The organism is Actinomadura litoris, assembly GCF_009733595.1.
Taxonomy (GTDB): Bacteria; Actinomycetota; Actinomycetes; order Streptosporangiales; family Streptosporangiaceae; genus Spirillospora; species Spirillospora litoris.
The window spans coordinates 520,728-541,498 of record NZ_WOFH01000004.1 but is presented as its reverse complement, the minus strand read 5'-3'; the positions used below and the strand labels follow the sequence as shown (position 1 = coordinate 541,498).

16 protein-coding genes are annotated in these 20,771 nt (G+C 72.6%); 9 read left to right on the top strand and 7 right to left on the bottom strand.

Annotated elements, in window-relative coordinates; all coding sequences use genetic code 11:
• Positions 1–29: 29 nt before the first annotated feature.
• Complete coding sequence (locus GNZ18_RS13895; protein ID WP_156216793.1) at positions 30–452, top strand: hypothetical protein; 423 nt, start codon at positions 30–32, stop codon at positions 450–452.
• 24 nt (positions 453–476) lie between these two features.
• Here the strand turns inward: GNZ18_RS13895 and GNZ18_RS13890 are convergent, their stop codons facing one another.
• A complete protein-coding gene (locus GNZ18_RS13890) occupies positions 477–1,436 on the bottom strand; it encodes an ArsR/SmtB family transcription factor (protein ID WP_156216792.1) in 960 nt (319 codons plus the stop codon).
• Positions 1,437–2,684: 1,248 nt separating this feature from the next.
• Here GNZ18_RS13890 and GNZ18_RS13885 point away from each other — a divergent pair.
• From GNZ18_RS13885 to GNZ18_RS13865, 5 genes are all read left to right on the top strand, one after another.
• The gene (locus GNZ18_RS13885) at positions 2,685–3,689 is read left to right on the top strand and encodes an ABC transporter permease (protein WP_214619229.1); all 1,005 of its coding nucleotides are present in this window, start codon (positions 2,685–2,687) and stop codon (positions 3,687–3,689) included.
• Positions 3,690–3,725: 36 nt separating this feature from the next.
• Positions 3,726–5,486 (top strand): ABC transporter substrate-binding protein, encoded by a 1,761-nt coding sequence (locus GNZ18_RS13880; RefSeq protein WP_156216791.1) that lies wholly within the window; start codon positions 3,726–3,728, stop codon positions 5,484–5,486.
• Positions 5,487–5,578: 92 nt separating this feature from the next.
• Positions 5,579–6,577 (top strand): ABC transporter permease, encoded by a 999-nt coding sequence (locus GNZ18_RS13875; protein ID WP_214619230.1) that lies wholly within the window; start codon positions 5,579–5,581, stop codon positions 6,575–6,577.
• Positions 6,577–7,662 (top strand): ABC transporter ATP-binding protein, encoded by a 1,086-nt coding sequence (locus GNZ18_RS13870; protein ID WP_156216790.1) that lies wholly within the window; start codon positions 6,577–6,579, stop codon positions 7,660–7,662. The genes GNZ18_RS13875 and GNZ18_RS13870 overlap by 1 nt, the downstream gene beginning before the upstream one ends.
• 107 nt (positions 7,663–7,769) lie before the next feature.
• Positions 7,770–8,864, top strand: a complete 1,095-nt coding sequence (locus GNZ18_RS13865) for an ABC transporter ATP-binding protein (RefSeq protein WP_156217036.1) — start codon at positions 7,770–7,772, stop codon at positions 8,862–8,864.
• A 52-nt stretch (positions 8,865–8,916) separates the two neighbouring features.
• On the opposite strand, the gene GNZ18_RS13860 is transcribed toward GNZ18_RS13865, so the two are convergent.
• A complete protein-coding gene (locus tag GNZ18_RS13860) occupies positions 8,917–9,897 on the bottom strand; it encodes a DUF5937 family protein (protein WP_214619231.1) in 981 nt (326 codons plus the stop codon).
• 65 nt (positions 9,898–9,962) lie between these two features.
• Here GNZ18_RS13860 and GNZ18_RS13855 point away from each other — a divergent pair, with 65 nt between their 5' ends.
• Positions 9,963–11,222, top strand: coding sequence for an MFS transporter (locus GNZ18_RS13855; RefSeq protein ID WP_216651276.1), 1,260 nt, complete (start codon positions 9,963–9,965; stop codon positions 11,220–11,222).
• A 105-nt stretch (positions 11,223–11,327) separates the two neighbouring features.
• Here the strand turns inward: GNZ18_RS13855 and GNZ18_RS13850 are convergent, their stop codons facing one another.
• The 5 genes from GNZ18_RS13850 to GNZ18_RS13830 form a co-directional block, all read right to left on the bottom strand.
• Positions 11,328–13,823 carry an ABC transporter permease gene (locus GNZ18_RS13850; RefSeq protein ID WP_246249736.1) on the bottom strand — a complete coding sequence of 832 codons (2,496 nt, stop codon included), beginning with the start codon at positions 13,821–13,823 and terminating at the stop codon, positions 11,328–11,330.
• Positions 13,820–14,674: an ABC transporter ATP-binding protein gene (locus GNZ18_RS13845; RefSeq protein WP_312874504.1), complete on the bottom strand. Its 855-nt coding sequence runs from the start codon at positions 14,672–14,674 to the stop codon at positions 13,820–13,822. Before GNZ18_RS13845 ends, GNZ18_RS13850 begins: the two co-directional genes overlap by 4 nt.
• A gap of 350 nt (positions 14,675–15,024) precedes the next feature.
• A complete protein-coding gene (locus tag GNZ18_RS13840) occupies positions 15,025–15,705 on the bottom strand; it encodes a response regulator (RefSeq protein WP_156216789.1) in 681 nt (226 codons plus the stop codon).
• 69 nt (positions 15,706–15,774) lie between these two features.
• Positions 15,775–16,998: a sensor histidine kinase gene (locus GNZ18_RS13835; RefSeq protein WP_214619234.1), complete on the bottom strand. Its 1,224-nt coding sequence runs from the start codon at positions 16,996–16,998 to the stop codon at positions 15,775–15,777.
• A gap of 375 nt (positions 16,999–17,373) precedes the next feature.
• The gene (locus tag GNZ18_RS13830; RefSeq protein WP_156216788.1) at positions 17,374–18,363 is read right to left on the bottom strand and encodes a RecB family exonuclease; all 990 of its coding nucleotides are present in this window, start codon (positions 18,361–18,363) and stop codon (positions 17,374–17,376) included.
• A gap of 90 nt (positions 18,364–18,453) precedes the next feature.
• Here GNZ18_RS13830 and GNZ18_RS13825 point away from each other — a divergent pair, with 90 nt between their 5' ends.
• Complete coding sequence (locus tag GNZ18_RS13825) at positions 18,454–19,647, top strand: site-2 protease family protein (protein ID WP_308166209.1); 1,194 nt, start codon at positions 18,454–18,456, stop codon at positions 19,645–19,647.
• 140 nt (positions 19,648–19,787) lie between these two features.
• Entirely contained in the window at positions 19,788–20,753 is a 966-nt protein-coding gene (locus tag GNZ18_RS13820) for a tRNA (adenine-N1)-methyltransferase (RefSeq protein WP_214619236.1), read from the top strand.
• Positions 20,754–20,771 lie beyond the last annotated feature (18 nt).

The window sequence follows — 20,771 nt, the reverse complement described above, 5'->3', positions numbered from 1 at the left end:
GGGAAGGACGCGGGGAATGCGAGGCAGAGATGAGTGACGCGGCCATCTTCGCGATCAGCCTGGGAGTGACCGTGCTCGGGCTCGTCATCAGTTGGGGGCTCTACGGCCGGCGCGGGGCCGGCGCCGCGCTGCGCGGCGCCGCGTGGTCGCTGGTGCCGCTCGCCGCGGCCATGACCGGCGTCACCGAGTTCTTCGTCGACCTGGCCTTCAGCCCGGTGAAGTGGGCGGGGGTGGCGCTGACCGGCGTGGCCGTCCTGCTGTACCTGACGTCCGGCGTGATGCTCGGCCGCCGGGCCGACGGCGAGGAGAGGCCCGCCGCCGCCGGCGGCGGCGGGCGCAAGGCCGCCAAGCGGAAGGGGAAGGCCCCCAAGGGCGAGGTCGGCCAGGCCGCCGCGGGCGACCCCGACCTCCTGGAGATCGAGCAGATCCTCAAGAACCGGGGCATCCAGTAGCGTCCCCCGGCCCCCGCAGGGGGTTCAGGGGGCCGCGATCGTGCGGCCGAGCGAGGTGAGCGCGTGCCGGACGTGGCGCCCGTGCCGGACGCTCGTGATCAGCCCGGCGCGACGCAGGATCTTGGCGTGCTCGGAGGTCACCGAGACGCTCATCCCGATGCGCACGGCCAGCTCGGAGGTGCCGCACGGCTCCGGCAGCGCCCGCAGGATCCCGGCCCGGGTCTGCCCGACCAGCCCCGCGAGCGCGTCCTCGTCGTCGCCGCCCACGCGCGCGGACGGCTTCGGGCGGGTCTCGGGGGCCGCGTAGGCGACCAGCACCGTCCCGTCGCTCAGGCCGCGCACGAGCGGGTCGCCGTCCCAGAACGCCAGCGGCAGCAGCACCAGCCCGCCGCCGCCCGGCGTGATCTCCGCGTCCGCGGCGCCGCGCACCTCCACCGCGCCGCCCCGCCAGCGCACCAGCGGGCTCAGCCGGTCGATCGCGGACGCGGCGCCGTGGTGCAGCAGCGTCTCCCCGAAGCGCGCGGCCTCGGCGTCGAACGCGGCGAGCACGCCGCTCCAGTGGGGGAGCAGGCACGCGACGAAGCAGGACTCCAGCGCCCGCACCAGGCGGTCCGCCGCGCCGGGGCGCCCCGCGGTGAGGGCCCGCAGCCACTCGGAGTCGCGCCCGTCCCGCAGCACCGGCTCCAGCTCGCGGGCGGCGCCGCGGGCCAGGGCGTCGCGCACGTCCCCGAGCGCCGCGGGCAGGTCGGGCTCGATCGGCGCGACGAACGCGGGCCCCGGCCCGGTCGAGGGGATCAGGTCGAGCAGCGGACGCGCGGAGGAGGGGAAGCGGTCGATGGCGCGCCGGGCCCCGGCGCCCACCCGCCCCGCGCGCCGTGTCGCCTTCCACACGCGGACACCCGCGTAGACCTCCATGAGCGGAGCCGGAGCCCGGGCGAAGCGCATGCGGGCCACATCGTCGATATTCACCTTCAGCCGGAGCATTCGGATCCCCCGTCGCCCTCTGGATTGGCGGTTCGTCGATTTCACCCGAGCCGATTCCGGGCCGGAACGGCACCGGCGCCCGGGCGCGGCGGCGCCGGGCTCACCCCGTCGAGGAAAAGCACCCACGAGATCGGTTACGGGCGATGGAAAGCAGCGGTGTGAATCGTTCCTGGCAAGGGTCACGCTGGGTGGCCATGGCCGTCTCCCTCGGCGGGAGCGGCCATGGAACGGACCACCGGCGATCGGCGAGCGGCGTCGCCCCGCCCCCGCAGAAGCGACCTGACGCTCTGTGATGAGTTATTCCGATAACACGCTGGAAGCCGCGGAGCGGCGGCCTGAACTGGGCACCTCTGCACGATAGAAAATGCGAACGAAGGCCATCAATGTGATGCGAATCACATGAAATTCCGCGCCGAATTCCCGCTGGGCCCGTGGGTGGCCTCCGTTTTCGGACCCGCGCTCGAATGACGGGGCGTGGGGAAACAAACCGCCCGGTGCCCGGTCAGGGCGTCCGCCCCCGGGCCCAGGGGTGAGACGGCGTCTCGTCGCGCGGCGGACGTCCTCCGCTCCGCGCCCCCGGGGCGGAGGCGCCTCCGGAACGGGTTACGGTGGGGGCGGCAGAAGATGATCAGTGACGGAACGTGGTCGCCGGGGACGTGTCCCCGGAGCGGGCCGACGGGGCCCGGAGGCGGACCCGCGCGCCGTCCGCAGGAAGTCGGGAAGGGAGGGGACGCCGCGCCGGAGCGGCCCGCCGATCACGGGGGTCCGAAACCGGGCGCGGGGCCGCCCGCGCGTGCGAACGCGGGTGCGGCCGGCCGCCGGAGGGAGCGCCGGGGCCCGAGTGGCGAGAGTGGCGGGAGAGCGCGGCCGGGACGGCCGCGAGTCTGACCGCCCGTCATGTCGGACCGCGTGACCTGCGGAGGTTCGATCTCGGAACGGACTCGGTACGGTAAAGCTTGCCGGTCTAGACCGGGTTCGGGTTGCCGTCAGGGGTGCCGGTGAACGTACTATTCGGGCGATTTGTCCGGAGTGATGCGTGGACACGTGTGCCCCAGATGACGACGAGATCACAAGTCAGATACGGGTACTGGCGAAGGTCGCCTCACGGATGGACAGTCGTGCCCGAAGGACTACGTTTCCCTTCAGCAAACGCGGCGTAACGGGCACGGAGGCAGCGGACGATCTTCGCGGCCTCCCGGGCGCGTGCGCCGGTGGCAGTGTGGCCCGAAGGGGTAGGAGGTACGGAGCGTGACCGCACCGATCGAGGTTTCCGGAGCGGAGGGCGAGGCCCAGCCGGAGGCCGTCCTTGCGGGCGTCGACCGCAAGGCGATCCAGGGTCGTTCCCTCGGCCAGATCGCCTGGATGCGGCTCAAGCGCGACAAGGTCGCCATCAGCGGCGGGATCGTCGTGCTGTTCCTGATCGTGTTGTCGCTTCCGGGCGTCACCGGCCTGGTCGTCGGCTGGCTCGGCAGCCCCCCCAACGAGTTCCACCAGAACCTGGTGGACGCGACGCTGGGCGGCCCCACCAAGCCGTGGGGCGGCATGAGCGGCGACCACATCTTCGGCGTCGAGCCCATCAACGGGCGCGACCTTTTCAGCCGCGTCCTGTACGGGGCGCGGGTCTCCCTGCTCATCGGCGTGCTCGCCACGCTGGTGTCGGTCGTGATCGGCACCGTGATGGGCATCACCGCGGGCTACTTCGGCGGGTGGGTCGACACCCTGATCGCCCGCACGATGGACGTCTTCCTGGCCTTCCCCCTGGTGCTGTTCGCGATCTCGCTGGTGGGCGTGATCCCCCCGGGCCTGTGGGGGTTGGAAGGCAACAACCTGCGGATCGCGATCCTGGTGTTCATCATCGGGTTCTTCAACTGGCCCTACATCGGCCGGATCATCCGCGGGCAGACCTTGTCGCTGCGCGAGCGCGAGTTCGTCGACGCCGCGCGCAGCATGGGCGCGCGCAACTCCTACATCCTGTTCAAGGAGATCCTGCCCAACCTGGTCGCGCCGATCCTGGTGTACTCCACCCTGCTGATCCCGACCAACATCCTCTTCGAGGCCGCGCTGTCGTTCCTCGGTGTCGGCATCAACCCGCCCGACCCCTCGTGGGGCGGGATGCTGTCGCAGGCCACCGAGCTGTACTCGGTCGCCCCTCACTTCGTGATCGTCCCCGGTCTCGCCATCTTCGTCACCGTCCTGGCCTTCAACCTGCTCGGCGACGGTCTGCGCGACGCCCTGGACCCACGGGCCCGATGACCCCGGCGAACGTCCGGTATTAGCGAAAGGGAACTGATGAAATCTCCCAAGGTGGTGACCAGTACGGCGGCGGGGATCGTCGTCCTGGGCCTCGGGCTGTCGGCCTGTGGCGGCGGTGACGACGACGGAGGCGGCGGCGGCAACGGCGCCAAGTTCGACGCCGGCTCCACGGCGGTCGTCAACGTCTCCGACCACAAGGGCGGCGTGCTGAAGTTCGCGCAGCCGGACGACTTCGAGTCGCTGGACCCCGCGAACATCTACTACGCCTACGGGCTGAACTTCGTCCGGATCTTCTCCCGGTCGCTGATGACCTACAACTCCAAGCCGGGTCTTGAGGGCTCCAAGATGGTCCCCGACCTCGCGGAGGCGCCGGGCACCGCGTCCAACGGCAGCAAGACCTGGACGTACAAGCTCAAGCGCGGCGTCAAGTACGAGGACGGCACCGAGGTCAAGGCCAAGGACATCAAGTACGCGGTCGCGCGCACCTTCGACCGCAGCGTCCTGCACAACGGCCCCTCCTACTTCCCGCAGCTGCTGGACGTCGGCGGCAAGTACGACGGCCCGTTCAAGGACAAGAACCTCGACAACTTCAAGGGCGTCTCCACGCCCGACGACTACACCGTCGTGTTCAACCTGAAGTCCGCCTTCAGCGAGTTCGACCAGGTCGTCGGCTTCTCCGGGCAGACCGCGCCGGTCCCGGCCGCCAAGGACACCGGCGTCCGCTACGGCATGCACCCGGTCTCGACCGGCCCGTACAAGCTGCAGGGCGACTACACGCCGAAGAAGGGCGGCACCTGGGTCCGCAACACCAACTGGGACCCGGCGACCGACCCGAACCGCAAGCAGCTGCCCGACAAGATCGAGGTCCAGTCGGGGCTGAAGGCCGAGGAGATCGACAGCCGCCTGCAGGCCGGCACCGTCCAGATCGACCTCCCCGGCTCGGGTGTGCAGGCCGCCGCGCGGCAGCAGATCCTGACCAACCCCAAGCTCAAGGCGAACTCCGACAACCCGCTCGCCGGCTTCCACTGGTACATCCCGCTCAACACCAAGAACATCCCGAACATCGAGTGCCGCAAGGCGATCGTGTACGCGGCCGACCGCTCGGCGATGTACCGGGCCTACGGCGGTGAGGTCGGCGGCCAGGTCTCGACCTCCATCCAGCCGCCGGCGGTCCAGGGCCGCGAGAAGGGCACCGACTTCTACACGAAGGCGGACCCGACCTACACCGGCGACCAGGCGCAGGCCAAGGCCTCGCTCGCCAAGTGCGGCAAGCCGGGCGGCTTCTCCACGAACATGATCTTCCGGAGCGACCGGCCGAAGGAGAAGGCGACCGCCGAGGCGCTCCAGCAGTCCCTCGCCAAGGTCAACATCAAGCTCAACCTCAAGGGCTACCCGTCGGGCACCTACACCAACGAGCAGCTCGGCGCGCCGAAGTTCATGGCCAAGGAGAAGATCGGCCTCGGGACCTACGGCTGGGCCCCGGACTGGAACACCGGCTACGGCTACCTCCAGCCCGTCTCCGACGTCGACGCGATCGTCCCCACCGGCAACGCCAACGCCGAGGAGCTGGACGACCCGCAGGTCAACAAGATGTGGGACGACGTCGTCGCGGTCCAGGACCCGGCGCAGCGTGCGAAGATCTACAACCAGATCGACGCGCGGATCCGTGAGCAGGCCGCGATCCTGCCGAACGTGTACGCCAAGTCGCTGCTCTACCGCCCGACGAACCTGACGAACGTCTACTTCCACGCGGGCTACGGCATGTACGACTACGCCAACCTCGGCGTCACCGGCTGAGCGCACGGTTCCCGAGCTACCTGAGAGAAGGCAGGTGAAGGCATAGGGCGGTCGCCGGGGGGATCCCCCGGCGACCGCCTGGGCCGGAGACTGTGGTCGCATTCATTGTTCGCCGCCTGTTCGGCGCGGTGGGGTTGCTCCTCATCATCAGCGCGGTGACGTTCGCCATCTTCTTCCTTGTGCCCCGCGCCGCCGGTGTCACCACCGACGACATCGCGGGCCGCTTCGCCGGCAAACAGCCGGACGCGGCGACCCTCGCGGCCATCAAGGACCGGTTCGGGCTCGATGACCCGGTCCCGGTGCAGTACGGGAAGTTCATCAAGGCGATCGTCGTCGGCGACACCTACGACACGGGCACCGAGAAGATCGACTGCCCGGCGCCGTGCCTCGGCTACTCCTTCCGCACCAACCAGTCGGTGACCGACCAGCTCGTGGACCGCGCGCCGGTCACGTTCATGATCACCGCGGGTGCGGCCGTGCTGTGGCTGGTGGCGGGGGTGTCGATCGGCATCCTGTCCGCGCTGCGCCGAGGGACGATCTTCGACCGGGCGGCGATGGGGGTGGCCCTCGCGGGCGTGTCCCTGCCGATCTTCTTCACGGGCCTGCTGTCGCTGGCGTTCATCGTCCACCGGTGGGAGATCCTGCCCGCGGTGAACTACAGCGGGCCGAGCGACAACCCGTTCAACCTGCTGCTGCCATGGATCTGCCTGGCGTTCCTTTACGCGGCGATGTACGCGCGGCTGACGCGAGCGGGCATGCTGGAGACGATGAACGAGGACTTCATCCGCACGGCCCGCGCCAAGGGGCTGCCGGAGAAGACGGTGGTGCTCAAGCACGGCCTGCGCGCCTCGCTGACGCCGATCATGACGGTGTTCGGCCTGGACGTCGGGCTGGTGCTCGGCGGCGCGATCATCACGGAGAAGACGTTCTCGATTCCCGGCCTCGGCCAGCTCGCGCTGGACGGGGTGAACCAGAGCGACCTGCCGGTCGTGCTCGGTGCCACGATGACCGCGGCGCTGTTCATCGTGCTCGCCAACCTCGTCGTGGACATCCTGTACGGCGTCATCGACCCGAGGGTGAGGCACAACTGATGGCACGCAAGCGACAGGCCGAGCTGGTGAACGACACCGGCGAGACCGCCGCCGGGCGCGGCGCGCCCACCGCGTTCCTTGAGGTGCGCGACCTGAAGATCCACTTCCCGACCGACGACGGCCTGGTGAAGTCGGTGGACGGGTTGTCGTTCAAGCTGGAGCGGGGCAGCACGCTCGGGATCGTGGGCGAGTCCGGCTCGGGCAAGAGCGTGACCAGCCTCGGGATCCTCGGGCTCCACAACCGGGGCAACGCGAACGTCTCCGGCGAGATCTGGCTGGACGGGACGGAGCTGGTCGGCGCGTCCCAGAACGAGGTCCGCCGGCTGCGCGGCCGGAAGATGTCGATGATCTTCCAGGACCCGCTGTCGTCGATGCACCCGTTCTACACGGTGGGCAAGCAGATCATCGAGGCCTACCGGGTGCACAACGACGTGTCCAAGCAGGTGGCGCGCAAGCACGCCATCGACATGCTCGGACGGGTCGGGATCCCCAAGCCCGACCAGCGGGTGGACGACTACCCGCACCAGTTCTCGGGCGGCATGCGGCAGCGCGCGATGATCGCGATGGCGCTGTCGTGCGACCCGGAGCTGCTGATCGCCGACGAGCCCACGACCGCGCTGGACGTGACGGTACAGGCGCAGATCCTGGACCTGATCCGGGACCTGCAACAGGAGTTCAACTCCGCGATCATCATGATCACCCACGACCTGGGGGTGGTCGCCGAGCTGTCGGACGACATCCTCGTGATGTACGCGGGCCGCTGCGCCGAGTACGCCTCGGTGGAGGACGCCTTCCACCGCCCGCTGCACCCCTACACGTGGGGGCTGCTCGGGTCGATGCCGCGGCTGGACCGCGAGCGCAGCGAGCGGCTGATGCCGATCAAGGGGACGCCGCCGAGCCTGATCAACGTCCCGGAGGGGTGCGCGTTCAACCCGCGCTGCGCCTACTGTGACCTGACGGGCGGCAAGAGCACGACCGAGCGGCCCGAGCTGCTGGAGGTCGAGCCGGGCCACAAGGCGGCCTGCCATCTCTCGCTGGAGAAGCGGCGGGAGATCTGGGACTCCGAGATCCGGCCGAAGCTGTGACGAGCACGGGTGGGAACGAGACTGTGAGCACTGAGAAGACCGCGGCGGACACCCCGGTGGAGACCGCCGAGCAGGGGCCCGGCGCCGCGTCCGGCACGGCTCCGTCCCTGGCCAAGGAGGCGCGTCCGGCGCGCGACGGCGAGCCGCTGCTGGAGGTGGACAACCTCGGCAAGCACTTCCCGGTCACGGCGGGGCTGCTGCGCCGGCAGGTCGCGGCGGTGAAGGCCGTCGACGGCGTGTCGTTCTCGGTCCGCAAGGGCGAGACGCTGGGGCTGGTGGGCGAGTCGGGCTGCGGGAAGTCCACCACCGGCCGGATGATCATGCGGCTGCTGGACCCGAGCTTCGGGAAGATCACCTTCGAGGGCGAGGACATCACGAAGATGTCCCAGGGGCGGCTGCGGCCGCTCCGCCGCGACCTCCAGATGATCTTCCAGGACCCGTACTCGTCGCTGAACCCGCGCAAGACGGTCGGCGCGATCGTCGGGGCGCCGTTCCGGCTGCAGAACATCGAGGCCAAGCAGGGCGTGAAGAAGGCCGTCCAGGAGATCCTGGAGCTGGTCGGGCTGAACCCCGAGCACTACAACCGGTACCCGCACGAGTTCTCCGGCGGGCAGCGGCAGCGCATCGGCATCGCCCGCACGCTCGCGCTGAAGCCGAAGCTGATCGTCGCGGACGAGCCGGTGTCGGCGCTGGACGTGTCGGTGCAGGCGCAGGTGGTGAACCTGCTGGAGGACCTGCAGGACGAGCTCGACCTCACCTACGTGGTGATCGCGCACGACCTGTCGGTGGTGCGGCACATCTCCGACCGGGTCGCGGTCATGTACCTCGGCAAGATCGTCGAGCTGGCGGACCGCGCGGACCTGTACGAGCGCCCGATGCACCCCTACACCAACGCGCTGCTGTCGGCGGTGCCGATCCCCGACCCGAGCGAGCGGGGCGACCGGCAGCGGATCCGGCTGCAGGGCGACGTCCCGAGCCCGCTGGACCCGCCGCCCGCGTGCCGGTTCCACACGCGCTGCTGGAAGGCGCAGGACATCTGCAAGCAGGTCGAGCCGCCGCTGGTGGAGCTGAGCCCGGGGCACCAGGCCGCGTGCCACTTCCCGGAGAACACGACGGTGAGCGCGACCGACGAGGTCGCCCGCGCCGCGGTCGCCCCGGCGGCCGGCGCCGCGCCGGCGGAGGAGTCCGCTCCCGAGGCCTGACCCGTTCACCTCGCGCGAGGACCCGGCCCTTCCGGGCCGGGTCCTCGGCTGTTCAGGGGGTGCGGGCGAGCGCGTCGCCGAGGGGCGTGCGGTGGTAGAGGACGGCGCGTCCGGCGCGGGCGCGGTCGGCGAGCCCGGCGCGGCGCAGGACGGCGAGGTGGTCGCCGACGGCCCCGGGCGCGACGCCGAGGGCGCGGGCGAGCTGGGTGGTCCCGGCGGGCTCGTCGAGGGCGATCAGGATCCGGGCGCGGGTGCGGCCGAGCAGCGCGGCGAGCGCGCCGGGCGCGGCGGGCGGCGCGGGCTCCCACAGCGCCGAGATGCCGCGTGCCGGATAGATGAGGGTGTAGGGCCAGGGCGCCTCGGTGTGCGCGGCGATGCCGGGCCAGACGAACACCGACGGGATCAGCAGCAGGCCGGTCCCGCCGAGCGGGACGGTCTCCTCGGGCCGCAGGCCGAGCAGGTCGATGCCGCGCTCCCGCCAGCGGACGCGGGGGTGCAGGTCGCGGAGGGCGGCCTCCCAGCCGCCGCCGCTGAGCCGCCCGGCGCGGTGCAGGACGTCGCGCTCGCAGATGGCGCGCAGCCGCGGCCACTCGGGGGCCAGCAGCGCCCGCCAGGCGGCCTCCAGCGCGTCGGCGACGGCGAGGTGGGCGTCGGGGCGGGCCAGGACGGCGCGGGCCCGCTCCCCGGCGCCGGGGCGCAGCCGCAGCGCGTGCGCGATCTCGCGGCGGGCGACGTCCGGCGGGGTGGCGCGGACGGCGGCCAGGTCGTCCTCGACCGTCTGCGCGAGGCCGCGGGGCGGGGGAGCGACGAACGCGGCGCCGTACCGGGCCGTCTGGAGGGCGAGGACGGCGTCCAGGTCGGTCGCGGCGCGCAGCGCGTCCAGCCCGGGGCGCAGCCGCTCGGCCCACGCGCCGGGCAGGGCCCGCTCGCCCAGGCCGGTGAGGGCGCGCAGCAGCCCGTCCAGCTCGAACAGCGGCGACAGCGCGAACCGGCTGTGCAGCAGGTCGTCGGCGGTCGCCTCCAGGCGGATCACGACCCGACCTTACGCCAGGGGACGTAAACGTCGCGGCGCAGGCGGCGGGCGGCGAGGGTGGCCGGGTGACGGGGGACGTGGATGACGAGGGCCGCGCCGGACACCGCGCCGGATACCGGGACGCGCTGGCGGAGCCGCGGTTCCGGGTGCTGTTCGGGACGCGGACGCTGGCGATCGCGGCGGACACGCTGCGGATGATCGCGCTGTCGGTGCTGGTGTACGGCCGGACGGGGTCGCCGCTGCTCGCGGCGGTCGCCTACGGCATCGGGTTCCTGCCGCAGCTGGTGGGCGGGGCGCTGCTCGGGTCCCTCGCCGACCGGCTCCGGCCGCGCCGGCTGATCGCGGGCGCCTACGCGCTGGAGGCGGGCGCGGCGCTGGCGCTGGGCCTGCTGGAGATGCCGGTGGCGGCGGCGCTGGCGCTGGTCGCGGTGGTGGCGTGCGCGACGCCGGTGTTCGCGGGCGCCTCGAACCGGCTGGTCGCCGAGGTGCTGGACGGCGACGCCTACGTGCTGGGCCGGTCGCTGATGACGATGGCCTCGGCGGCGGCGCAGCTGCTCGGGCTGGCGTTCGGCGGCCTCGCGGTCGCCGCCGCCGGAGCCCGGCACGCGCTGCTGGTCGCGGCGGCCGCGCATCTGGCGGCGGCGCTGCTGGTGCGGCTCCGGCTGCCCGACCTGCCTCCCCCGCCGGGGGCCGGGGGAGGGTCGGTGGTGGGGGAGAGCTGGGCGGGGAACCGGCGGCTGCTCGCGGACCCGGCGGTGCGGGCGCTGCTGCTGGCGCAGTGGCTGCCGCCCGCGTTCGTGGCGGGCGCCGAGGGCCTCCTCGTCCCCTACGCGGGCGTCCGCGGGTACGGGGACGCGGCGGCGGGGGCGCTGCTGGCGTGCTCGGCGGCGGGGATGCTGCTGGGCAACCTCGCCGGGGGGCGGCTGCTCGGCCCGGCGGCGCGGGAGCGGCTCGCGGTGCCGCTGATGGCGCTGTTCGGGCTGCCGCTGCTGCCGCTCGCCCTGCCGCTGCCGCTGGCGGCCGCGGCGGCGCTGGTGCTGCTGTGCGGGTGCGGCTTCGCCTACGAGCTGGGCGTCCAGCGGCCCTTCGTGGACGCGCTGCCCGAGGACGGGCGGGGGCAGGCGTTCGGGCTGCTGTCGACGGGCCTGATGACGTTGCAGGGCGCCGGCCCGGTGGTGCTGGGCGCGCTGGCGGAGGTCCTGACGGTGGGGCAGGCCCTGGCCTGCGCGGGCGCCGCGACGTCGCTGACGGCCCTGTGCCTGCGCGGCCCGCTGCGGCGGGCCGCGGGCGTGCCGTCCGCGCCCGTCCCGGCGGAGGCCGCCTGACCGTGCCCCGAAAAGGGGGAACGCCCCGTCCGCTGTGTGGGCCGTACGGGGCGTTCCGGCGCGGGTCCGCGGGGAGGTGCGGGCCCGCGCCTGGGAGGAGGGTCCCTACTCGGTGGAGATGGCCTTCAGGACGTCCATCCGCCCGGCCCGCCACGCCGGCCACAGCGCGGCGAGCACGCCGATGACGGCGGCGACGACGAGGTAGGCGACCAGGGTGCCGAAGGGGATGGACAGCTCGCTGAGGCCCTTGTCCTTCAGCGCGTTCTGCAGCGCCGCCCCGAACGACACGCCGATGCCCATGCCGAGCAGCGCGCCGAACACCGCGATGACGATGGACTCCAACCGGATCATCCGGCGCAGCTGCCGCCGGCTGATGCCGATGGCGCGCAGCAGCCCGATCTCCCTTGTCCGCTCGATCACCGACAGCGCCAGCGTGTTGATCACGCCGACCGCCGCGATGATCACGGACATGGCGAGCAGGATCGACAGGAACGTCACGATGAAGTCGACCTGCTTGCGGGCGTCCTTCTTCAGCGACGCCTGGTCGGACACCTTCAAGTTCGGGTGGTCCTTCAGCGTCGTCTCCAGCGCCGCCTTCGTCCCCGCGTCCGTGCTGGCCGCGTCGACCAGCAGGGCGTCGGCGGACGGCTTGGCGGTGTGGGCCAGGTAGACGGGCAGCGCGATGACCTTGCCGCCGATCAGGTCGCTCTTGGCGTAGACGCCGGCGACGGTGAGCCGCTGGGTCTTCCCGTCGGTGAACTGCGCGGACACCGTCGAGCCGACCTTCCAGCCCTCATCCTTCGCGGTGCCCTCGTCCACCATCATCCCGGCGGCGCCGAGGTCGGTGCCGCCCGAGACGATCTTCAGCCGCGCGGCGCTCGCGATCGCGGCGACGTCACCGGCCATGTAGGTGGTGCCGTCTCCGGCGATCTTCGCCTTGCCCTCGTAGGTCACCGACGCCGACTGGACGCCGGGGGTGGCCTTGACCTTCGGCAGGACGCCGGGGTCGATGCCGCCGCCGCCCTGCGGCTGGACGAGGTAGTCGGCGCCGAACTGCCGGTCGATCTGCGCGTCCACCGACTTGCGCATCGAGGCGCCCATCACGTTCACCATCGTGATCAGCGCGAGGCCGATCATGAGGGCGGCGGCGGTCGCGGCGGTGCGCCGCGGGTTGCGCAGCGCGTTCTGCTGCGCGAGCCGCCCGGGGGTGCCCATCACCTTCGCGAACGGCGCCGCCAGGACCCGCACCACCGGGACGCTGATCACCGGCGCGAGCATCGCGACGCCGATGAACACCCCGAACGCGCCGCCGCCGACGAGCGCCACCGCGCTGCCGCCGCCGCCGCTGAGCCCGGTCCCGATCAGGCCCGCGCCGACCAGCGTGAGCAGCGACCCGAGCGCGACCCGGATGCGCAGCGACCGCTGCGGCAGCGCGACGTCGTCGCGCATCGCCGCGACCGGCGGGATCTTCGCGGCGCGCCGCGCCGGGAAGTACGCCGACACGACGGTGACGACGATCCCGACCACGTACGACCAGATCACGGGGCTGGCGGTGAAGGTGAGCCCGCCGCCCATCCCCGACGCCGCCTGGAGCGCGGCGGCCAGGCCCGCGCCCGCGGCGAGGCCGAAGGTGGACCCGACGAACCCGACCGCGACGGCCTCGCCGATCACGGCCCGCGTCACCTGCGGGCGGGCCGCGCCGATGGCGCGCAGCAGCGCCAGCTCCCGGGTCCGCTGCGCGACCAGCATCGAGAACGTGTTGAAGATGATGAACGCCCCGACGAAGATCGAGATCAGCGCGAACACCAGCAGGAACGTGCGGAAGAAGTTCAGCATCGAGGCGATGTCGCTCTTGGTCTCCTCGCGCAGCTCGGTGCCGGTGACGGCCTCCATGCCCTCCGGCAGCGCCTTGGCGACCCGCGACTTCAGCTCCGCCTGCGACGGCCCCGACGAGGCCATCTCGATGTCGGAGAAGAAGCCGGGCTTCAGCAGCATCCGCTGCGCGGTCGGGGTGTCGAACGCGGTGACGGTCGCGCCCATCAGGTCACCGGTGTCGATCAGCCCGACGACCGTCATCCGGGCCGGCTGGCCCGAGGTGACGATCCGCGCGGTGGAGCCCACCGCGATCTTGCCCTTGGACGCGGTGTCGGCGTCGATGACGACCTCGTGCGGCCCCCGCGGCGCCCGGCCCGTCTTCAGATCGTAGGAGCCCTTGGGGTTCCAGTTGGTGCCGAGCTGCGGCGGGCCCTCCCCGCTCTGGCCGACGACCTTCCCGTCGGCGCCGACCACGGCGGCGTACCCGGTGACGTTGCCGAACGGGTCCTTCACCCCGTCGACGTTCTGGACGGCCTTCAGCACGGCGGCGGGCACGGGCTGCGCCGCGGACCCGTCGTCGTCGCCGTCGACCACCTTCTTGGCCCGCACGTCCACCGCGACGTTCGTGCCGATGCGGCTGAACAGGTCGTCGAACCGCTTGTTCATCGTGTCGGTGAACATCAGCGTGCCCGCCACGAACGCCACGCCGAGGATCACCGCGACGGCCGTGAGGACCAGCCTGATCTTGTGCGCCGCGAGGTTGCGGAGCGTGACCTTGCCCATCATCGCGCCGAGACCCCCGGCTCCTGCCCGCCCGGGAGGCCGGAGGCGCCCGCGGGGACGCCCGCGCCGGCGCGCGGCCCCGACTCGAAGCCCTTCATGCGCTCCAGGACGCGGTCGGCCGTCGGCTGCGTCATCGTGTCGACGATCTGCCCGTCGGTGAGGAACAGCACCTGGTCGGCGTACGCGGCGGCGGAGGGGTCGTGGGTGACCATCACGATCGTCTGGCCCATCCGCCGCACCGAGTCGCGCAGGAAGCCCAGCACCTCGGCGCCCGAGCGCGAGTCCAGGTTCCCGGTCGGCTCGTCCGCGAAGATGATCTCGGGCCGGGCGGCGAGGGCGCGGGCGCACGCCACACGCTGCTGCTGGCCGCCCGACAGCTCCGTCGGCCGGTGCTTCAACCGGGGCCGCAGCCCCACCGTGTCGATCACGGCGTCCAGCCACTGCCGGTCGGGCTTGCGCCCGGCGATGTCCATCGGCAGCGTGATGTTCTCCAGCGCGGTCAGTGTCGGGACGAGGTTGAACGCCTGGAAGATGAAACCGATCTTGTCGCGGCGGAGGCGGGTGAGCTGCTTGTCGCGCAGCCGCGTCAGCTCGGTGTCGCCGATGTAGACCTCCCCGGAGTCCACCGAGTCCAGCCCTGCCATGCAGTGCATCAGCGTCGACTTGCCGGACCCGGACGGGCCCATGATCGCGGTGAAGCGGCCGCGGGGGATTCCGACGGTCACGCTGTCGAGGGCGACGACCTGCGCGTCGCCCTTCCCGTACACCTTCGCGATCTGGTGCGCCCGTGCGGCGAATTCGCCCGCCCCGGGCGCGGCGTGCGCGTCAGCGGTCGATGGGGCGGTGTTCGTCACGAGAAACTCCCCTGTCTCGGGTGGAGAAACGGAAATGCGATTAAGGGTGCGGGTCGCGCCCGATCCCCCGGCGGCCCGTCCTAAGAAACAGTAGGAGTCGGGCGGCCTCGTGAGATGCACCCCAGGAATGGACTTACCGCTCCATCCCCGGCATGAGAGGTCCTCCACCCGGTCGTCCTCCCGGAGTAGGAACCCCTGGTCAAAGGAGGGGGTCTCATTCAGGGCCGCCTCAGGGGAGAACGGGGAGAACGCCGCCGGCCGGCCCTCCTTCCAGGGAGGACCGGCCGGTGTGACGTCAGGGTCGGGGTCGGGGTCGGATCTGCCCGCCGGGGACGGTTCCGCCGTCGGGGTCAGCTCTGCCCGGGGCGGCTCATTCCCGTCTCGTAGGCGTACACGACCGCCTGCACCCGGTCGCGCAGCCCCAGCTTCGCCAGGACGTTGCCCACGTGCGTCTTCACCGTCGTCTCGCTCACCACCAGCTCCGCCGCGATCTCCGCGTTCGACTGGCCCCGCGCCACATGCGAGAGCACCTCGCGCTCGCGCTCGGTGAGGGTGTCCAGCCCGGGCGGGGGAGAGGAGTCCCGCACCGCGGGCAGCCGCGTCGCGAACTTGTCCAGCAGCCGCCGCGTCACCGACGGCGCCACGATCGCGTCGCCCGCCGCGACGATCCGGATCGCCTGCACGAGGTCCTCGGGCGGGGAGTCCTTCAGCAGGAACCCGCTCGCGCCCGCCCGCACCGCCTCGATCACGTACTCGTCCAGGTCGAACGTCGTGAGGATCAGCACCTTCGGGTCGTGCGAGGCGGCGCCCTCCCGGATGATCCGCCGGGTCGCCTCGATCCCGTCCACGCCCGGCATCCGGATGTCCATCAGCACCACGTCGGGCAGCAGCGACCGCGTCATCTCCACCGCCGCCGCGCCGTCCCCGGCCTCGCCGACGACCGCGATGTCGGCCTCGGCCTCCAGGATCAGCCGGAAACCCGTCCGCAGCAGCGGCTGGTCATCGACGAGCAGCACCCGCACCGTGCTCATCGGCACATCCCGTTCGCGTCCATCGTCCCCGCTCCTCGCCTCACGCCGATCGCACCGCTCGTCCTCAACCTATGCCTCCAAGGGGAAACGTGCCCGCACACCGAACCCGCCGCCGACCCGCGGACCGATCCGCAGCTCGCCGCCGTACAGCGCGACCCGCTCGTACATCCCGACCAGCCCGTGCCCGGGGTTGTCCCCATTGTCAGCCATGATCGTCGCCGTGCCGTGCCCGTCGTCCTCGATCTCGACGGTCAGGTCGTCGTCGGTGTAGTAGAGCCGCACCCAGGCCCGCGCCTGCGAGCCCGCGTGCTTGAGCGTATTCGTCAGCGCCTCCTGGATGAGCCGGAACGCCGCCACGTCCACCCCCGGCGAGGGGGTCCGCGCCTCGCCCTCGATCCACAGCTGCACCGACAGGCCCGTCTCCCGGACGTGGTCCAGCAGCTCCCCGAGGTCGCCGAGGCCCGGCTGCGGCGCCAGCTCCCGGCCCGCCTGCTCGGCGTCCCGGTCGGTGCGCAGCACCCCGACGATCCGCCGCATCTCGCTCAGCGCCGTCCGCCCGACCTCCTCGATCGTCGACATCGCCTCCCGGGCGCTGTCGGCGTCCCGGTCGATGATCCGCCGCGCCGCCCCCGCCTGCACCGTCATCACGCTCACATGGTGGGCGACCACGTCGTGCAGCTCCCGCGCGATCCGCGAGCGCTCCTCGATCCGCGCCGCCCGCGCGTCGGTGCCCCGGGCCCGCTCCAGCCGCGCCGCCCGGTCCTCCAGCTCGGTGAAGTAGGCCCGCCGCATCCGCAGGTTCCGGCCCAGCACCCACACCCCGCCGACCAGCGCCAGATCGGTGATCAGCACCACCGGCGAGATGTCGACCGGCATCACCGTCACCGACACCACGAAGTACACGAGCCCGACGAGCCCGCCGAGGGCGCTGTGCGCCAGCCCCCGGTGCGCCGCGACGCTGTACACCGCGATCAGGAACGCCACCACGTCCGGCACCGACGGCGGATAGTCGCGCAGCACCATGAACGAGTCGCCCGCGACCACGAACATCAGCACCGACAGCGGATAGCGCTGCCGGAACGTCAGCGCGAGCGCCACCATCCCCACCAGCAGCCCGTTCACGACGTCGGGCGAGCGGAACTGCTCGTAGCCCTCCCCGTGCGGCAGGTCCTCCACGTACAGCTGCGGCAGCCCCACCAGCAGCAGGCCGAGCGCCAGCAGCGCGTCGGCCGCCAGCGGGCGCGACTGCAGCCAGGCACGGCAGGTACGAAGACCACGGATACGGGGTGACACGACTCTCACCCTAGGAGGTCGTACCAGGTCGTGACCCCTCCTGTGCGGGGATCTGTCGTCCTCCCCAAGGAGGACGCGCGGCACGGCCCCGATACGACCCCCAACCCCGCGCCGGTCAGCGACCGCGGCCGCCGCGCCGCGTCCGGCGTTCAGGCGCCGTTCAGGTTCGGCGGGGCCCCGCCACTGCCTTTGGTCAAGATCCCTGATCAAGCGCTTGGTCGCCGGACGCCCGGCCCCGCGCGGCCCGCCGTGCAGCAGCATGGTGCCCGCTTCATCCCGGTTCATTGGGAAGCGTCGGCCCTGCTCCTCCAGGAGGAGATCGCGGGGCGCGCCGGAGACGGGGCTCGGCTCAGGGGTTCGCCTCGGAGGTACGGGTCAGAGGTCGTCGCGTTCCCGCGCGGCGGACTCCAGATCGGCCGGGGACGGGCGGTCGACCGGCTTCACCGGCAGCGGCGGGGGAGTGCCCCCGAACTGCGGGCACCGCTCCCTGTGGTCGCACCAGTCGCACAGCCGGCTCGTCCGCGGCCGCCACTCACCGGTGTCCATGGCCCGGCGGATCGCCTCCCACAGCGCCTCCACCTTCCGCTGCGTGGCCCGCAGGTCGGCCTCGTCGGGCTCGTAGCGCAGCACCTCGCCGTTCCCCAGGTACATCAGCTGCAACAGGCGCGGCACCCGCCCCTGGAGCCGCCACAGCACCAGCGCGTAGAACTTCATCTGGAACAGCGCCCGCGCCTCGAAGTCGGCCCGGGGGGCCGTCCCCGTCTTGTAGTCCACGATCCGCACGTCGCCGCTCGGCGCCACGTCCACCCGGTCGATGTAGCCCCGCAGCTTCAGCCCCGAGTCGAGCACGGTCTCCACGAACAGCTCCCGCTCGGCGGGCTCCAGGCGGCGCGGATCCTCCAGCGTGAAGTACCGTTCCACCATCCGCCGCGCCTGCTCCAGCCACTGAGCCCGCTCGGCCTCGCCGTCCTCGCCCGCGAACAGCTCGGCGAGCTCCGGCTCCTGCTCCAGCAGCCGCTCCCACTGCGGGACGAGCAGCTCCAGCGCCGCCTCCGGCGTCCGACCGCCCGTCGGCAGGTCGTACAGCCGCTCCAGCACCGCGTGCACCAGCGTCCCCCGCGCCGCGGCCGCGCTCGGCCGCTCGGGAAGCTTGTCGATCACCCGGAACCGGTACAGCAGCGGGCAGGTCATGAAGTCGCCCGCGCGGGACGGCGACAGCGACCCGACCACCTGGACGGCGCCCTCCCCGGCGTCCCGCCGAGCGCCTCCGCCCGCGTCCTCGCCGGGGCCCTCACCGGTGGGCGCGGCCCCGGAGGGCCGGGCCGCCGGGACATTCGCCTCACTACCCGCCTCGGTGGTCGTCATGGCCAGCAGCGTAGGCGAGAGCCCCGACGAAATCCCGCAACCGGGCCACCGCGGGCCGCCCCGGCCCCGCCTGCCCGTAGCATCGGTGGCGTGACACAGAGCGCGCCACCGACCCAGGGCAGGACGCCCGCCGGCGAGTCCGGCCCCGACGACGACCGGTCCGGCCGTCCCGGCCTGTTCGTGGGCCGTCCGTTCGGCGTGCCCGTCTACGTCTCCCCGAGCTGGTTCCTGGTGGCCGTCCTCGTCACCGTGATGTTCGAGGGGCAGGCCAACGACGTCATCGACCGGCCCGCCAGCTACGCCGTCGCCTTCGCCTACGCGCTGCTGCTGTACGGGTCGGTGTTCGTCCACGAGCTCAGCCACGCCGTCACCGCGCGCGTCCTCGGCCTGCCGGTCCGCTCGGTCACCCTCCACATCCTCGGCGGCGAGACCTCCATCGAGCGCGAGGCGCCCACCCCCGGCCGCGAGTTCCTCATCGCCTTCGCCGGACCCCTCGTCAACCTCGTCCTGGCCGGGCTCGGCCTCTTCGCCCACGCCGTCCTCACCCTGCCCGACGTCGCGCTCCTCCTCCTGGAGGCCCTCACCTTCGCCAACCTCCTGGTCGGCGTGTTCAACCTGCTGCCCGGCCTGCCCCTGGACGGCGGACGGCTCGTCCGCGCCGCCGTCTGGAAGGCCACCGGCCGCAGCCGGAGCGGCGCCATCGTCGCCGGCTGGATCGGCCGCGGCGTCGCCATCGCCTGCCTCATCACCGGCGCCTTCCTCGCCACCTACCGCACCGACGGCGAGAGCGGGGGCGGCGGCGGCTTCGGCTGGCTCGCGCTCCTGTGGTCGGCGCTCGTCGCCTCCTTCATCTGGGTCGGCGCCACCCAGGCGATCCGCGCCGAACGCGTCCGCGACCGCATCCCCCTGCTGTCGGCCCGCCGCCTCGCCCGCCGCGCCACCCTCGTCACCGCCGACGTGCCCCTCGCCGAGGCCATCCGCCGCGCCCACGAGGACCACGCCGGGGCCCTCGTCATCGTCGACCACGACGGCGTCCCGCGCGGCCTGGTCAGCGAGAAGGCCGTCACCGCCACCCCGCCCCACCGCCGCCCCTGGGTCTCGGCGGGCGACCTGTCCCGCGGCCTCGACGAGGCCCGCACGCTCCCCGCCGACATCACCGGCGAGGCCCTCGTCACCGCCCTGCGCCGCGCCCCCTCCTCCGAGTACCTCCTCGTCGAACCCGACGGCCGCGTCTACGGCGTCCTCGCCGTCTCCGACGTCGACCGCGCCTTCACCGGCGTCTGACCCGCCGCCTCCCCCACCGGCCTCCCCCCACCGGCCTCCCCCCACCGGCCTCCCCCCACCGGCCTCCCCCCACCGGCCTCCCCCCACCGGCCCCGCGACCCGGCCCGAGTCGTGTTCGCCCAGCTATAACCTTGACCACCATGAGCGAACCCCAGCCGAGCCCCCCGTCCACCGGCCGCATCCCCCACGGCCCGTTCCGCCCCGGCGACCAGGTTCAGCTCACCGACCCCAAGGGCCGCATCAACACCATCACCCTCCAGCCCGGCAAGCTCTACCACTCCCACAAGGGCTCCGTCCCCCACGACGACATCATCGGCAGCCCCGAGGGCAGCGTCTTCCGCTCCTCCGGCGGCACCGACTACCTCGCCTTCCGGCCGCTGCTCACCGACTTCGCCGTCCGCATGCCGCGCGGCGCCGCCGTCGTCTACCCCAAGGACGCCGCCCAGATCATCGCGATGGCCGACATCTTCCCCGGCGCCCGCGTCGTCGAGGCCGGGGCCGGGTCCGGCGCGCTCTCCTGCTTCCTGCTGCGCGCCGTCGGCGAGCACGGCCACCTGTCGTCCTACGAGCGGCGGCCCGACTTCGCCGACATCGCCCGCGCCAACGTCGAGAAGTTCTTCGGCGGCCCCCACCCCGCCTGGAGCCTCACCGTCGGCTCCCTTGAGGACGCCCTCACCGAGACCGAGGCCGACCGCGTCGTCCTCGACATGCTCGCCCCCTGGGAGACCCTCGACGCCGTCGCCAAGGCCCTCATCCCCGGCGGGCTCGTCTGCGCCTACATCGCCACCACCACCCAGATGTCGCGCGTCGTCGAGGACCTGCGCGCCCACGGCGCCTTCGCCGAGCCCTACGCCTTCGAGACGCTCCTGCGCTCCTGGCACGTCGACGGGCTCGCCGTCCGCCCCGACCACCGCATGGTCGGCCACACCGGCTTCCTGGTGACCGCCCGCCGCCTCGCCGACGGCGTCACCCCGCCCCCGCGCCGCCGCCGCCCCGCCAAGGGCGCCCACCCGGCCCCGCCCGCGACCGACCGCGCCGCCGCGACACGGGCCCCCGCCGAGCCGCCGGCGGACCCCGCCACGCCGGACGGCGACACCGAGTCGTAGATCACATTCCGGGACCGA

What these genes read in the sequence shown, in the direction of transcription:
- GNZ18_RS13895 (WP_156216793.1), top strand. Translation starts at nt 30, where the DNA reads ATGAGTGACGCGGCCATCTTCGCGATCAGCCTGGGAGTGACCGTGCTC.
- GNZ18_RS13890 (WP_156216792.1), bottom strand. Translation starts at nt 1,436, where the DNA reads ATGCTCCGGCTGAAGGTGAATATCGACGATGTGGCCCGCATGCGCTTC.
- GNZ18_RS13880 (WP_156216791.1), top strand. Translation starts at nt 3,726, where the DNA reads ATGAAATCTCCCAAGGTGGTGACCAGTACGGCGGCGGGGATCGTCGTC.
- GNZ18_RS13870 (WP_156216790.1), top strand. Translation starts at nt 6,577, where the DNA reads ATGGCACGCAAGCGACAGGCCGAGCTGGTGAACGACACCGGCGAGACC.
- GNZ18_RS13850 (WP_246249736.1), bottom strand. Translation starts at nt 13,823, where the DNA reads ATGATGGGCAAGGTCACGCTCCGCAACCTCGCGGCGCACAAGATCAGG.
- GNZ18_RS13840 (WP_156216789.1), bottom strand. Translation starts at nt 15,705, where the DNA reads ATGAGCACGGTGCGGGTGCTGCTCGTCGATGACCAGCCGCTGCTGCGG.
- GNZ18_RS13830 (WP_156216788.1), bottom strand. Translation starts at nt 18,363, where the DNA reads ATGACGACCACCGAGGCGGGTAGTGAGGCGAATGTCCCGGCGGCCCGG.
- GNZ18_RS13820 (WP_214619236.1), top strand. Translation starts at nt 19,788, where the DNA reads ATGAGCGAACCCCAGCCGAGCCCCCCGTCCACCGGCCGCATCCCCCAC.